The sequence below is a fragment of the Pedobacter sandarakinus genome (assembly GCF_026240095.1).
Taxonomy (GTDB): Bacteria; Bacteroidota; Bacteroidia; order Sphingobacteriales; family Sphingobacteriaceae; genus Pedobacter; species Pedobacter sandarakinus.
Window position 1 is genome coordinate 79,090 of the sequence record NZ_JAPIVG010000005.1, and the last position, 15,970, is coordinate 95,059.

The following is a 15,970-nucleotide window of genomic DNA, read 5'->3' on the forward strand; positions in this document are numbered from 1 at the left end:
TTGACATGCTGAATTTATCTCAGAGTTTAAGAGAATATGTGCAAAAGATTTTTTGCACAAAGCTTATACTCAGCTTATTTTAGAAAGCTACGCTCAAATATATGCATACCTTGGATACGCCTTCAAAACCACGTGGGTGGAACGACCTGACCCTACAAGAATTTAAATCAATATATCCTGTCATAGAGGAAAATGCAAATAGGCATTTCCGCTGCGCTGAAATACTTGGGAAATCTGACGAACCTCAGAATGCAATCGCTCATTTGATTTTGGGTACAGAAGAACTCATAAAAGCTTTTGCCTGTTTGCTAATGTCTAGAAAAGTACCCCTGAGACAGCAATCATGGTTTAAGAAGATTTTCCTTCATCACAAGGTAAGGCATGATCTGGTTAAGGATTTTTTTTCGATGTATCTTTTGTTTCGCTTTTCTTCGTCTACAAACTTAAGGCCAACTGGAATATTCTCCTTTTTAGGGGCAGCATTAATGAATACTGCCATGGCTACAGCTAATTACTTTTGGTGGAGCAATGCCGATAGTTTGAAACAGAGGGCTTTCTATGTTGACTTTATTAATTCAATTGTCGATCCCTCTACTATTACGGCTGGCGACTATCAGGTAGCTAAAGCTTATGTCAATCTTTTCCAAAAAGACATTGCTAAACTTATGAGATCCATTGAGGTAATGTCCGATAAAGAATTAAAGTCTTGGACTCCATTTAACATTAACGAGTTGGATAAGCTTCGGGAACAGGCATACAAATTGCAAAAAGAAAGAAAAAAATCATGAGGCATGGAACGTTTGCTTTCCGTATTTTGCAGAAAATTATTTTGCCATTTTGGAGTTTTTCAAGTCACTTAATAAATCAACGATAAAGAACAGGTTGGTAGCTTTTTCTAAGAAAGCTGAATAATTCTTATAAAGACATCTATAGGTTTATGTGCTGGAATGATTTTCAAAAGCAATTTATGGTTGGAGTGGAGGGAATTTACGACATCAAAACTTATGCTGGGGTACTAAATGGCTACTCATTAGAGTAAAAAAGCTGCAAAAATAAAACCGGGCTTGTAATAATCCTATTGGACAGCTCTGTTTTACGAACAGTTTTTTGTTGCCTAAACAACTAATTCTGTTTAATATTTCCTAGATTGGGATTCACGCTTACCTCAGATTTGACTTTTTATGACGCTAGTAATTGCACAGAGGAACGACAAAGGTGTATCGTTCTCTTCAGATTCCAGGATTTCGTTTGGTGAGGCTGGTTTCTTTGATAAGGGGATCAAGATATTTATTGTTCCTTTTAAATTAAAAGGGCCTGCAAAATCCAGGGAGGATTTCAATAAGTATGAACAAGAGCTAAGCTATGGGCTTGCGGTCGTGGGAAGTTCCATTAATGCGAATACAGTTAAAGACTCCATTGCCGAAATTCTCCCGAATGTAACCTATCTAACAAACATGTCTGATGTATCTATCATAGGGATCAGTTCCCTTGTTCTTAAATACTATAGGGAGGTTTCTCAGGAGCTAACCGCTGTTCTGGGAAAAACAGGCCTTTCGGAAATTCTACTTGGAGGCTACTGCATCGTCAAGAAGCGGGTGCGTATAGTGCGTTTTTATCCGGATATAAAGGAAGATCAAGTCGAGTACCAATTTGAAGAGATACTGCCAGAGCATGGAATGATGTTTTTCGGCTCGGGTAAAGCGTATGCTGAACAGGTCTTTAAGGAAAACGAAACTCTAGATCCATTGCAGATATTAAAAAAGGTAATTGAATCCAAGGCCGATGCTGCGGTAGGTGGAAACATGCAGCGCGGAAACTTTTATGGTGAAAATTTTAAAATCAGTGGAGTCGTAGAGGACCAGCTAGACGAAAAAGGTAATTCAATTAAGAAGACAAATTACAGAAGAGCCTTTCTGGTTGAGAATGAAATTGAAGAATTCAAAAAGCCACCATATTTAGCATTAACATATGGATATACTTCGGTCAAACTGATACCCTGAAGCTAAAGCAGTATGGTACTGGCTAAGAACTAGCCTGCAGTAAAATTTGCCTCCATGCGGATTATATATAATACTGATTTGCAAAACCAATAACAAACGATATGAAGAAAGGATCTCTGGAAGAGTTGTATGACTACTTTAAAAAATTCCATTTATCTGATACGCTCTATTTATTCGGGGCAATTAATGCTGTTTTGAAATATGGTGAGCAAAAGCTCCACAGCTCGAATGTTCCAGAGCATCTGTATAGATGGATAGGTCGGTTGACAGAGCAGGAAAGAAAGTTTGTTGGATTAAATCTGACCCGGATGGCAAGATTTATGATCTTGAGCGGGGCGAATGATCATAAAGGACAACGTATGTTGCTTGATACCCCAGCTTTTCATAAGGCTTACGAAATGGTAATAGAGCTTTATGATACAGACGTTGACATTTCAATCGACCAAGGTCCGGAGGCCATATCTCAATATTTCTCTCGCATTGGTCAAATCCAGTTCCCCCTGCAAGCAAGGCAGCATACCGTTATTGGAAGAGGTTATGCCATGTTCATATCGAATCCTTCTATTGCAACTTCTGCATATGACTTTAACAGAAAGCTAATGGAGTTTTACAAACTGGATTGTTTTCAGTTTATGGCTACAGGTATTGCGATGTGGTTATTGGTAAATGGGATATTAGACTACGAAATGACCATAGAGATCTCCAAATTAAAAGACATCGTCACCCCGGAAGCAATATCTATTTTCACAGAATTGGCAACAGGAACTGCAAAACAATACAGGGAGATGGTTCGTGGTCCAGGTCGAGGCAATCAGATGGATAAATTAAAAGACATTTATGGACATGACCCCTTCACCGCCATGCCCGCAATACGCGTAGATAGATCCAGCGTTCTCAGGGCTGGTACCGTAGTCGTCCCTCAGCCTAAATATTTTCTGGAAAAGGCAAGTGCTGGGATATTTTATTTATTGGCAAATAAAGAACAACAAATCGCAAACGTTGCTGGAAAAACGGGAGAAAATCCCTTTCGGAATGCGTTTGGAATCGTTTTCAGGGAATATATTGGACGGCACCTCAAGACGCCAAGCAAATCACACACATTTATTGATCTAGACGTTGATTTTTCCGAGCCTTGGACTGGACTTCTTCCTGATTTTGCACTTATTAATGCTGAAGTATGTTTGCTTGTGGAAGTTAAAACAACCTTATTAAAACTTCCGGCAAGGAGTTATTTTGAACCTGAAATCATCAAAGGGGAGGTTCAGGCTGGTAACCTAAAAAAGGCCGTACGGCAATTGGATTCATTTAGGAAGGCTATATTAGAAAAAAAAGTTAAAGATGTTAGGTTTGGAAAAGTAACAAGAATCCTAAATATCATAGTTGGATATGATCAGGTATATGTTTTAAACTCTGCTATTCTTCCAGATCTAACCACAGCACACAAGGAAATCTCTTATGATCTTCAGCTCGCCAGTATCGCTGATATTGAAATGATGGGCAGTGCATTGGAACAAGGATTCAACCTAAATGAGCTCATGGGCAAGAAAGTTGCGGACACTGGTGCCGTCCGATGGTCTATCGCTACTTATTTACAACATTGTCATGTAACATCAAAAAATCAAATACTGAATGAGGCTTTTCTTCAATGTATGGAAAGGTTAGGGCTGAACAAGTAAACCTTAAAAGGCCCAAGTTTAGTAAAAACCTAGTGATCACGTATCTAGAAGCAGGAAAGAATCAACAGAGAGAAATGGAAAAAAATTAATGGCATTTATAATAAATCTGCTCAAGTTACGTCTTTATATATGAGAGCGTTAATTTAGAACGGGGAATGATCATCACGATTGTTCCCCGTTTTTTATTTTGTGTCTGAAAGTTAGGCGCTTGACTACTATTAGTTTCTTGGATTTTTTCCTTAATTTTAATCGTGAGGAAAATTGAACCACCATTTGAACTAGTGCTTGATGGGCGGCAGATTATGGTCTCTGAACATGAGTTCGGTTCGAACAGGGTATTCCATGTTAACTTTGGCGGTTGGAAAAAGCCGCTGGTGATTGCTATCGGAATTGGTATCCGGGATCAGAAGTTCTGGACTTCAATCCCCCAGGGGAGACAGGCCGAAGCGCAGGAGATAGGGAAATTAATTGCGGAGCATATCCGCGCTAATAGGAAAGAATCATGTGTTATTACAACGGACAGAAAGTGACCAGAGCCGAGTTTATCCAACTCAAGCAATTGGAAAAAGCGGTCAGAAACTATGATTTTTTGGACAAGGGCGTACATAATGGGTTCAACTATGCGCCATGTGCAATTGTTGTTGCGACTGATGACCGCAGAGATTTTGAGATCCAACAGGCCGAATGGGGATTTATCCCAGGTTATGCAAAAGACCGCGAAGAGGCCAAAAAGTTTAGGGGCATGTATACCACGCTCAACTTTAAGGCGGAGAATCTTTTTACTAATGAAGCTGGTAAAAAATCCATGTGGGCAGAGGCTGCGCGCCAGCGTCGATGTCTGGTGCTCTCAACTGGTATCATCGAATCCATGCATGTACCTACCTATGGTAAGAAGGGCCAGTTGCTGAAGGCAACAGATAAAGTTCCCTATATGATTGGTATTGTGGATAAAGAATATTTCTGGTTTCCCGGAGTATATAATGATTGGTTTGATAAGGAAGCCGGGCAATGGGTGCGTACGGTTGCCTTTGGAACTACCGCGGCAAATGGAATCATGCAGCAGATCCATAATTCTAAAAAAAGAATGCCAACTATCCTTACGGATGATTTGGCCTGGGAGTGGCTAATGGAGGAACCGAGCGAAGAACGCCTGACCGAAATTGCACTTACCCAAATCCCATCAAAATTAATGGAGGCATGTACCATCGATAAGGATTACCGTTTTGCAGGCGAGGCTACGCCGGCTGATTATCCCGATCATCCAGCTCTTGACCTTACCTTTGTGGATCAGGAACAACTGGATTTTGATCATTGGAGAAACTAGCGGTTCTTTTTTAATTTAGCGCAAAAGATAGAAACGAAATGTCAAGCCAAAAGCCGCTCCAACCACAGATGGCAAGCCAGGGATGGAAACAGTTCCTCGCCGCAAAAACCCGAATGCTTGCTGCCTATGATTTAGCGAAGGATCTGGAAAACAATAAGCTGGTAAAAGTCAGACATGGTCTTGTAGCAGAGGCCGAATTTCGAAAATGGCTAAGCGAATTTCTGCCAAAAAGATATGCGGTAACATCTGGATATATCATTTCACCCGGGATTTCCAGCAAGGAGCACATGGTGCATTATGATGTGATCATATATGACCAGTTGGAATCTCCTGTGCTTTGGGTCGAGGATAATCCAGATTCTTCCGGTCAGGGAAAGTCGCTGGCAATACCTGTTGAGTATGTTCATGCGGTATTTGAGGTGAAATCCGCATTTAACAGGCAGTCAGCGAAGGAAGCGGTCGACCAGCTGTCCAAGCTTAAGCCATTATTGGCGCGGGTAGACCCGCCGACCAGTCGCGCCAAGATGTATCTTCCTGCCAATTTCTTCTGTGCAACTGTATTTTTCGAACTCCGTAAAGAGCATGATAAAGATTTTGCAGCTATGGATGAACTAGTTAATGCCACAATGATTCGAAGATTCTACGGGGGAATTATACTCCGGGCCGAAACGCTTGATAGATACAACAGCGGAAAAATAAGCTTCAGAAATGAAAATGTCGATTCTAAGCCAAACAACAACTCATCGTTATCCTTTTGGACAACATCGAAATGCCTAAAGTATAAGGATGATCAATATTTCAGCCTGCTGCTGACATTCTGGGAACAGCATTTTTCCGAGTTTGCCTTTGACATCTTAGCGCTTTTGAAAAACACCTATCAGCCCAATGTTCTGTCCAGTCTATATTGCACGGGTTCCACCTCTTTGGAAAATGGCAGTATCGTAGAAACCAGGTACGCTGATCCGGAAGGCTACAAGCGATACCAGGAAGAAACGGCGGCAATTCTTAAAGCACAGGGTTTCGTTGGATTGGAGCCATCGGATATCTAATTTTACGAGTTTTCCTTATTTGGCAACACAAGGGAATACTTATTTTTTTCTTTTTTGCAAGATAAAATAAACAATCTGTGTGCGCAACATTAGGCTATGCCTTAATTGGAGTTCTCCACCAAAAGCACAATCTTTTCAACATTTTGTATTTTACTAACAATTTTAGCTTTATGTTTGTTGTACAATTTTAGAATACTAAAAATAATAGTATAAAATTAACTCGAATACCATGGATGCTAAAAGGGAATTGTTTCAAAAATTGCAGCAGGATATCCTGTTGTGGCAGGGCTTTAAGCCCGTTGCCTCGGGCAAGGCTGAGCGAATCGGCCTAGGAGAGATTGAAGATGCTTTCCCAGGTGGAGTATTCCCCAAAAAAGCGATCCATGAGTTTATTACTGTAGTCCCGGAACAATCAGCGGCAAGCGATGGCTTCATCGCAGGTCTGCTGGCTGTGCTTATGGAAAACGGTGCGGCATGCGTATGGGCAAGTACTTCGCGTCGTCTTTTCCCTGCCTCGCTCGGCCTGTTCAATGTCGAGCCCGAGCGCATTATTTTTATGGATGTACAGACCGAAAAGGATGTGCTATGGATTACAGAAGAGGCCCTCAAGTGCGAGGGGCTCGCGGCCGTAGTCGCCGAGGTAAATAATTTATCACTTATCGAATCTCGAAGATTGCAGCTGGCTGTAGAGTCAAGTGGCGTAACAGGATTTATCCTCCGAAAAGATGAAAATAAAACCGCAAGTACAGTGGCCACCGCGAGATGGAGGATAAGTCCCCTGCCTTCGCAAACAGAAGATGGAATGCCAGGCCTGGGTTTTCCACGCTGGCAGGTCGAGCTGCTAAAGGTGCGCAATGGGAATCCTGGAAACTTCGTGCTGGAATGGGCTGGAGAAAAATTCGAGGAAGTTAAGAAAGTCAAAAAGGAAATTGTTTGGTCTGAAATGGAGGGCAGGCAGATTGGATAGATATCATGCAAAGGCGTTTTGTTTCCATATGGTTCCGCCAGCTGCTGGCTGACTGGCAGCTTATCCGCAGGCCCGAGCTTTCTGGCGTGCCCTTTGTTTTTACTGCGCCCGACCACGGCCGAATGATGATCACCGCGGTGAGCGAGCTGGGCCATGGATTTGGTGTCGAGGTTGGAATGCGTGCTGCAGATGCAAAGGCCATTTGTCCCGGACTTGAGGTGTTGGATGATAAACCCGGAAGACCCAGAAAACTGCTCAAAGGGCTTGGCGAATGGTGCGTGCGCTATTCTCCTATAGTTGCAATCGATGAATTTGCGATGGATGGGCTGCTGCTTGAGGCAACCGGATGCAGCCATCTTTGGGGCGGGGAACGCGGATATCTAAAAGAAATCGTTTCCAGGTTAAAAAGCAAGGGTTATACCGTCCGCGTAGCGATAGCCGATACGCCCGGAGCCGCATGGGCGATATCCCATTACGGAAAAGTGACCCCGCTGATCCCGATAGGCGAGCATGTAGATGCTTTGCTCAATCTGGTGCCAGATGCGCTGCGCCTTGAGGAGACCACATTAGCGAAACTTCGAAAACTCGGATTCTATCAGATCAAGAGTTTTATTGGAATGCCCAGATCCGTATTGCGCAGGCGCTTTGGCGAGGAATTTCTGCTACGCTTGGCCCAGGCGATAGGCACAGAAAACGAAGTACTCATTCCCATGCAGGTACCTGTGCCTTTCAGCGAGAGACTGGCTTGCCTAGAGCCTATCAAAACAAGGAACGGGATAGAAATTGCCATCAATAAATTACTGGAAAACCTGTGCAAGCGAATGCAGGCCGAGGGAAAGGGGCTAAGATCCGGCGTGCTTACCTGCTACCGTATCGATGGCAAAGTGGTACAGGTTGATATCGGTACAAGTGGAGCATCGCATAATATCAGCCACCTTTTGAAGCTATTTCAGCTGAAGATCGATCAGATCAGGCCAGCCCTTGGCATCGAGCTTTTTGTGCTGGATGCGCCGAAGGTGGATGATGTCGAGGTTCCACAAGAAGAAATGTGGACATCAAAGCCGGGCCTGGATGATCAGAGCGTAATCAAATTGCTTGACCGCGTCGCTGGAAAGGTAGGTTTTCAGGTGATACATCGCTATTTGCCCGCCAAAAGATACTGGCCAGAACGGGCGATACTCAAAGCGGTTTCAGTAACCGAAAAACCAAATGCGCCATGGCGGGTGGATAAGCCAAGGCCTACAGAGCTGCTAAAAACTCCGGTTGCAATTGAGGTAATGGCAATTATCCCAGATCATCCCCCTAAGTTTTTTATCTATAAGGGAGTTCGACATATCATTGCAAAAGCCGATGGCCCGGAGCGGATCGAACGGGAATGGTGGCTGGACGAGGGCGAGCACAGGGATTACTATCAGGTAGAGGATGAGCAGGGCGGCCGTTATTGGCTGTTCCGTTCGGGGCATTATGGCGGAGAAAATAAGTACAAATGGTTTATCCATGGATTTTTTGCATAAGGAAGATAAGTTATGGCGTATAGCGAATTACAGGTTACATCAAATTTTAGTTTCTTGCGGGGGGCCTCGCATGCCCATGAGCTCGTGGAACAGGCGGAGACTTTTGGCTATCAAAAAATAGCGATCACAGACCGTAATACCCTGGCGGGGATTGTCCGCGCACATGCGGCTTGCAGGGAAAAAAACCTGAAGCTTATTCCGGCTTGCAGGCTGGATCTGCTGGATGGGCAAAGCCTTTTGGCATATCCAACCGACAAGGAAGCGTACGGCAGATTGTCGGCGCTGCTTACCCTTGGCAATATGCGCGCCGAAAAAGGTTCCTGCCATATTTCAAGGGCGGATGTTTATGCCCATAGCAAGGGGATCATCTTCTGCCTAGTGATGCCCGGCGAGCTTAACCGCAGGTTTGAATACGAGCCTAGTTTTATCAGCGCTGTCGCAGAATACAGTCAGGCACTGAATGGTCAGTTATATTTAGCAGCTACCAGATCTTATTTGGGAAACGATGATAAGCTTATCTTCCGGACCTCGCAGCTTTCAGATTTTTACGGAATTCCGGTTGTTGCAACGGGCGATATCCATTACCATGATCCCTCGCGCAGGGAATTGCAGGATGTGCTAACATGCGTACGGGAGAAATGCACCATCCAAGATGCCGGGTTTCGCTTGCATCAGAATGCAGAACGATATATGAAAGAGGTCGCCGAGATGGAGCGATTGTTTAGAAAATACCCAAGTGCTATCAAAAATACGATGATCATTGCCGAGGCCTGTAATTTTTCATTGGATGAGCTAAAATATGTTTATCCCGAAGAGATCAATCAAAGCGGCAGAAGTCCAATGGAAGAACTAGAGTTCCTGACATGGAAAGGAGCGCATGAGTTTTACGGTGAAGAAATCCCTGAAAAGGTGGTTAAAATGATCCACCATGAAATGGAATTTGTGAGGCAGATGGATTATGCCAATTATTTTCTTTTTGTTGAAGATATTGTACGCGAGGCCAGATCGAGAGGGATTCTTTGCCAGGGAAGGGGTTCTGCGGCCAATTCTGCGATATGTTTTGTTCTGGGAATTACTTCGGTTAATCCCATGAAATTCGATCTGCTTTTTGAGCGCTTTATTTCGCCCGCCAGAAACGAGCCACCCGATATTGATGTGGATTTTGAGCATGAGCGTAGGGAAGAAATCATCCAGTATATCTACAATAAGTACGGGCGTGACCGGGCGGCAATCGTAGCGACAGTCACCCAGCAGCACCAGAAGGGCGCAATTAGGGATGTGGGAAAAGCGATGGGACTTTCAGTGGATACAATCAATAGGTTGTCGAGTTCTATTTGGGAGTTTACAGATGAATGGTTCGAGGGAAAACGGGTTACAGAACAGGGCTTAAATCCGGATGATCCGCACCTTAAAAAAACGCTGGAGCTTACTTCCCAGATGATGGGCTTTCCTCGGCAGCTCGGCCAGCACACCGGGGGATTTGTGGTAACTCAAGGCAAGCTTACCGACCTGTGCCCTATCCTAAATGCGCGGATGGAGGACCGAACAAATATCGAGTGGAATAAAGATGATATCGATGCGCTGGGCTTTTTAAAAGTGGATGTATTGGCGCTTGGCATGCTTACCTGCATACGAAAGGCGTTTGACCTTTGCCGTGACCACTATGGAAAGCAGTTTACCCTGGCGAATATCCCGCAAGACGACCCCGAAGTCTATGATATGATCTGTCTGGCTGATACATTAGGGGTATTTCAAATTGAGAGCCGGGCGCAGATGTCGATGCTTCCAAGGCTTAAGCCTAGGGAATTTTATGATCTGGTGATCGAGGTCGCAATTGTCAGGCCCGGGCCAATACAGGGAGATATGGTACATCCATATCTGCGCAGGCGAAATGGCGAAGAACCCGTGGTGTATCCATCGCCGGAACTCGAAGAGATTTTGGGCAGAACCCTGGGCGTTCCGCTTTTCCAGGAACAGGCGATGAAGATTGCCATTGTTGCTGCTGGTTTTACCCCTGCCGAGGCTGATGGTCTGCGGCGGAGTATGGCAACCTTCAAATTTAAGGGGCTGGTAAACCAGTATGAGCAAAAACTGATTGATGGGATGCTGGCAAAGGGATACACGCTAGAGTTTGCAAAGCGAATATTCAAACAGCTGGAGGGATTTGGAAGCTATGGTTTTCCTGAGTCCCATGCGGCAAGTTTTGCGCTGCTGGTATATGTATCCTGCTGGCTAAAGCATTATTATCCGGATGTTTTTGCTACGGCATTGCTGAACAGTATGCCGATGGGCTTTTACCAGCCCGCGCAGATCGTTATCGATGCGCAGAAACATACCGTAGCGGTGCGCGAGGTGGATGTTAACCATTCGCTGTGGGATAATAAGCTCGAAGAAAAATCGGGCAAATATTTCGCGCTGAGGTTGGGATTCCGGCAGATCAGTGGCATCCGGTCTGATGATATTGAGACCCTGGTGAATGGTCGTGGCGAAGGATATAAATGCATTACCGCGCTTCGCGATGCTGGCGTTTCACTAGCGGCGCTTGAGAGACTGGCCGATGCGGATGCTTTCCGATCCATGGGAATGGATCGGAGAAAGGCCCTATGGGAAGTTTCGGCTTTGCAGGACATGCCGGTGGAACTTTTCAAGGGACAGGCATCTGAAAGCGTGCTGGAAACACAGGTCGAGCTTCCGCTTATGGGAAAGGGAGAACACGTGGTGCAGGATTATGCAACGGTTGGACTTTCGCTCAAAGCTCATCCGGTGAGTTTTGTGAGGCCGCAACTGGATATGCTCAATATCCGCAGTTGCCACCATATCAACAATGATTCTACAGATGGCCAATTGGTAAAAGTAGCGGGATTGGTACTGGTACGCCAGCGTCCAGGAACTGCGGGTGGAGTTTGCTTTATCACTATCGAAGACGAGACTGGGTATTCTAATCTGGTGGTCTTTGAAAAATTGTTTGAAACCTATCGCAAGGAAATATTGCATGCTAGGCTGCTGATGGTAGAAGGCCGATTGCAGCGAGAGGGAAAGGTAGTGCACGTGATAGTTAGCAAATGTTTTGATTTCACGAAGATGCTTGGAAAGTTGGTACAACGAGACGTTGATGAACTGCCGGTATTGACTTTGGCGAGAGGCGATGAAAAGACTGCGCCTTATCCATCGCAGAATAGGCGGGCACAGGTTCGAGAAGAAGCACCTAAAAAAGCTTTTCATGGCGGAAGGAATTTTAAATAACTTAAATATTTTGAGACGAAACCTAATTACAAGGTTTTTAAGAATAGAGACTGCGCCGAGTTATGGACATTTTCATCTCGAACGTGCTAATTGTTAAATAAAATTTCTATTTTCACTAAGCCAACCCCATATGACCCCAACAGAACAATATTACGCCAGGAAGCTATTCCAACTTGAGATCTACAAACGTAAAGGTCAGGATTTCGAGAATTTTTTCACGAGAATCATGCAACTGTCAAATAAATCATTTGTGCCGATAACTCCCCAGGGTAGTTATGGTGATAGAAAAAATGATGGCTTCATCAAAAATGAAGGAAAGTATTATCAGGTTTATTCTCCCGCCGACCCAACCCTCAATGAAAAGAAAACGATTGATAAACTGGTTACCGATTTCGGAGGTTTGTACAAATACTGGAATGGCCAGGTGGCTCCAATTCAAGAATTTTATTATGTAGTTAACGACAAATATACTGGTTGTTTTCCAAGCCTGTTTCCTGAATTGAAAAAGATTGAAAATGCCCATCCAGGTGTTTCTTGTGCCCCATTTTTATCGAACCAACTCGAGGATTTGTTCATGGAACTTTCTGATGAAGATAAACAGGACATAATAGGACTTGTTGCAGTTCCAGAGGAGATTACTCTTGATGTATCTGTTTTGAATGATGTGATTATGTATCTGGAGAAACTTGATGTAGAATATATAAAGGAAGATTTCCCCCAAAATCCGAATTTTGAAGAAAAGATTGAGTTCAATAACATTAGCCCTCAAATAGCTACAATTTTCCAATTTGGTTCTTATCAAGATGGAGCATTGAAGGAATATTTTACGATCAACAGTACGTTTACTAAGAACGACCTGCGAAATACATTTAACCAGCTATATCTGGAGGGAATACGGGAGATCCCAAATTCGCCAGATAAAAACGACCTTGTTTTTTTCTATATCTTGAATAAAGCATTTCCATCTAACAAAAAGGTAATAAAGGATGCTATCTTTGTACTCATGTCTTATTTCTTTGGCTACTGCGATATTTTTGAAGAACCGGTAAAACCGCAACAGCCAACTCAGATTACACTATTTTAAGTATGATTTTGCCAAATAAACACATTCGAATAGCAGAATCTTTATTGGGATTAGGGGGGTATCTTCTCAAATATTTAAAAGATGGGCCACAAACTGTTGACCAATTATGGTTTAAAGTATCCAAACAAAACAACGCGAAAAAAGCATTTGCATATCACGGTTTCGATAACGTGGTTCTTTCACTTAATTATTTATACATAATCGGCGCAATAGAAATAAATGCCGAGGGCTTAATATACAATGCGGCTAATCAAACTTTCGGCGAATAAGCCAGATTTCAAAACCGTTAAATTCAATAAAACGGGAATCTCTATCATTTTAGGGAAGCGGCATAATGACGACTATACCCAAAACAAAAAGGGAACGTATAATAGTGTTGGAAAATCGCTCATCATCAATTTAATACACTTTTGCCTCGGGTCGCAGAAAAATCCAGAATTTGAGTCTAAACTTGATACATGGGAGTTTTTTCTTGATTTCGAAATTGGCCAGGAGACCTTCAAAGTAGCAAGAAATTGCGTCAACCAAGGAGTGGTATCCTTAAATGAAAAAGAGATGACCTTGAAAGAATATACCGATTTTCTTGGTACGAAGGTTTTCGCTATTCCGCCAGAATCAAAGTTTTTAACTTTCAGATCCCTTATACCCCGGTTTATTAGACCACAAAAAAGTAGTTATATAACCTACGACAGTTATCTTAAGAATGAACAACCGTCAGGTGAACTTGTTAATAACGCTTTTTTACTCGGTCTGGACATCTCTCTTATCTTAAAAAAACAGGGATTAAAAGATGACCTCGACCGGGTTGAGGAAATGAAAAAATCAGTGGAAAGTGATCCGGTTATAAAATCTTTCTTCTCATCAGACGAAGATGACTATGAAATTGATGTAGTTGATCTGAAACAAAAAATTGGGAAACTTGAAAAAAGCATCTCTGAATTCAAGGTGGCTGAAGATTATTATCAAGTAGTGAAAGAAGCTGACCAACTGAAATTTGAGCTTAAAAGTTATGAGAACAGGGCATCCAGCTACAAAACTGCGATTGGAAACATTGAAAAGAGTTTGCAATATACCCCGGATATACCTAGAAAGAAGATAATAGATTTATATCGGGAAGCGGAGATACAGCTGCCAGATTATGTCAAAAAACAATTAGCTGATGTTGAAGAATTTAATGGGAAGCTCTTGGACAATAGGTCACAACGGTTAATTCGGGAAAAGAACGACTTTGAAAAAAAACTTAGGGATGTTGAGGCCATAATAAAAAACTTGGGTAGGCAAAAAGATTCTAAACTGGAATATTTGAATACAAGAGGTGCGTTAGATGAATTTACCAAGCTTAACGAACAGCTAAAAGATCTAAAAATCCGATATGATAGCATTGAGAAATTCAGGCTTCTCAAACAGGAATATAAAAACAAAACAGAGGAGTTAAAACGGGAGTTTAGTCTTCAAAATACCGCAACTCTAGATTATCTCACCAGGAAGCGGGAATTAATCGAAAAGAACATCATTCTATTCAAAGAACTTACTGACGAATTTTATGAGCACAAACGTGCGGGGATAGACATCAAAAGCAATGAGGGGATAAACAAAACTCGGTTTGAAATTAAGGCAAAAATTGATGATGATAAAGGTGATGGTGTAAACGACGTAAAAATATTTTGCTTTGATTGGACAATCCTAAAGGCACAGCACAACCATAATGTTAAGTTGTTGTTTCACGATAGTCGTTTGCTGTCAGAGATCGATTCACGTCAACAAGCTACGCTTATGAAGGTGGCTTATGATAACACTGCAGAAAGTGATTTGCAATACGTTATATCAATTAATCAAACTACTTACGACTCTTTAAAGGCCGAAATGCAAGTGGATGAATTCAATGATATCATAGAAGATAACATTATTCTGGAGCTTACTGACGAATCAGATAAATCTAAATTACTTGGTATTCAAGTGGATCTTGATTACGATAAGGAGTAGAAAAACAGGAGGTAGGTAGTATTGGACATTAATCGATAAACCTAATTTTTCGTGAGTCAGCATCGATTTCTAAAAAAACAACATCTCCTGATTTAATACCAAATGCTTTTCTTATTATCGATGGTACAATCATACGGGCATTGTTTTGGGAAAATCCACAAAAATGGCCCTCAATATTTTGTGACGGATCAGTGGGAAAAAATAATTTTTCTCCAAGCTTTATTCCATTGAATAATGGTGCCAATAATGATGGAAGAACAATTGGAACAACGGATTCAATGGCAAGGCTGTTCAATGGGGTGCCTTTGTGTTTAGCTTTAAGATCAGCAACCTTTTTTCTTTTGGTTTCATTACTAATATATCCCGTAATCTCGTAATAACAGTTTACCCTTGATTTTTGATTTATTTCAGAATTGCTAGCGATCTCTTTGACAAGTTCTGTTTTTTCTTTTTCAAGTAAACGTACGTCTTTGTTCAGTTTAATCGCATTAATTATTTTTGTCAACTCCAAAGTATAGGCATCCCCAATAGAGTGGGCTTTATCATCTCTTAACGTAAACGTGATGTTGGAGAAATCGGCCCTCAGCATACTATTTAATTGCGTAGGAATATCGGTATTTCGCAAAACTACTGGAATAATTTTTTGTAGAATATTCTTATCAAACGATTTCACCGCTTCGTCAATTTCCAACGCTACCCAATCACTTCCTTTGATATTATTTGACAGTACGATAATAAAATGGGTTGATTCCTTTATGCCATTTAATAGACTATCCGAAAGCTGATCGCCAATTTTTAATTCATCTTGATCCACCCAAGTTTCGATGTCATTGAAGTTGAGGTCCTCTTTCAATTTTCTTACAAAAGGCTTATCCTTGCTGCTATGAGAAATAAATGCTTTAAACATGTTTTGCGTTTTTGCAATATAGCTTTTTTTACAAAAAGGGGAACTGCGAATCCTTTAAATTTCTATCAGATTTAGGTAATATGAGATGCACGCAATTTTTGTAAGGTGCTTGATAGTATAGGAAGATAAATCTAACTAGTCTTGAAATTTTAAATCTGATTTTCAGGAAACGGATGCCTCAAATCCTATCTGTAAAGACCATTAGCACTAATTTCCAATATGA

12 protein-coding genes are annotated in these 15,970 nt (G+C 42.2%); 11 read left to right on the forward strand and 1 reads right to left on the reverse strand.

Going from position 1 to position 15,970, the window contains the following annotated elements; translation table 11 throughout:
- The first annotated feature begins 101 nt into the window (after window positions 1–101).
- The 11 genes from OQ268_RS14200 to OQ268_RS14245 all read left to right on the forward strand — a co-directional run bounded on the left by OQ268_RS14200 (window position 102) and on the right by OQ268_RS14245 (window position 14,840).
- Window positions 102–788, forward strand: a complete 687-nt coding sequence (locus OQ268_RS14200; protein ID WP_131538550.1) for an AbiV family abortive infection protein — start codon at window positions 102–104, stop codon at window positions 786–788.
- Between the two features lie 393 nt (window positions 789–1,181).
- Window positions 1,182–2,000, forward strand: coding sequence for a hypothetical protein (locus OQ268_RS14205; protein WP_131538549.1), 819 nt, complete (start codon window positions 1,182–1,184; stop codon window positions 1,998–2,000).
- A 101-nt stretch (window positions 2,001–2,101) separates the two neighbouring features.
- Entirely contained in the window at window positions 2,102–3,676 is a 1,575-nt protein-coding gene (locus tag OQ268_RS14210) for a hypothetical protein (RefSeq protein ID WP_265856966.1), read from the forward strand.
- Between the two features lie 526 nt (window positions 3,677–4,202).
- Entirely contained in the window at window positions 4,203–5,000 is a 798-nt protein-coding gene (locus OQ268_RS14215) for an SOS response-associated peptidase (RefSeq protein ID WP_265856968.1), read from the forward strand.
- A gap of 38 nt (window positions 5,001–5,038) precedes the next feature.
- Complete coding sequence (locus OQ268_RS14220) at window positions 5,039–6,049, forward strand: DUF6602 domain-containing protein (protein WP_265856970.1); 1,011 nt, start codon at window positions 5,039–5,041, stop codon at window positions 6,047–6,049.
- Between the two features lie 229 nt (window positions 6,050–6,278).
- A complete protein-coding gene (locus OQ268_RS14225; RefSeq protein WP_265856972.1) occupies window positions 6,279–7,016 on the forward strand; it encodes an ImuA family protein in 738 nt (245 codons plus the stop codon).
- A 5-nt stretch (window positions 7,017–7,021) separates the two neighbouring features.
- Window positions 7,022–8,530 (forward strand): Y-family DNA polymerase, encoded by a 1,509-nt coding sequence (locus OQ268_RS14230; protein ID WP_265856974.1) that lies wholly within the window; start codon window positions 7,022–7,024, stop codon window positions 8,528–8,530.
- Window positions 8,531–8,542: 12 nt separating this feature from the next.
- Window positions 8,543–11,773 carry an error-prone DNA polymerase gene (locus tag OQ268_RS14235; RefSeq protein ID WP_265856976.1) on the forward strand — a complete coding sequence of 1,077 codons (3,231 nt, stop codon included), beginning with the start codon at window positions 8,543–8,545 and terminating at the stop codon, window positions 11,771–11,773.
- 130 nt (window positions 11,774–11,903) lie between these two features.
- A complete protein-coding gene (locus OQ268_RS14240) occupies window positions 11,904–12,857 on the forward strand; it encodes an ABC-three component system protein (protein ID WP_265856978.1) in 954 nt (317 codons plus the stop codon).
- A gap of 2 nt (window positions 12,858–12,859) precedes the next feature.
- Entirely contained in the window at window positions 12,860–13,126 is a 267-nt protein-coding gene (locus OQ268_RS17965; protein ID WP_407674006.1) for an ABC-three component system middle component 6, read from the forward strand.
- The gene (locus tag OQ268_RS14245; protein WP_265856980.1) at window positions 13,098–14,840 is read left to right on the forward strand and encodes a DUF2326 domain-containing protein; all 1,743 of its coding nucleotides are present in this window, start codon (window positions 13,098–13,100) and stop codon (window positions 14,838–14,840) included. Before OQ268_RS17965 ends, OQ268_RS14245 begins: the two co-directional genes overlap by 29 nt.
- 28 nt (window positions 14,841–14,868) lie before the next feature.
- Here OQ268_RS14245 and OQ268_RS14250 read toward each other — a convergent pair whose 3' ends face one another.
- The gene (locus tag OQ268_RS14250) at window positions 14,869–15,747 is read right to left on the reverse strand and encodes a TIR domain-containing protein (RefSeq protein WP_265856981.1); all 879 of its coding nucleotides are present in this window, start codon (window positions 15,745–15,747) and stop codon (window positions 14,869–14,871) included.
- Window positions 15,748–15,970: the final 223 nt, after the last annotated feature.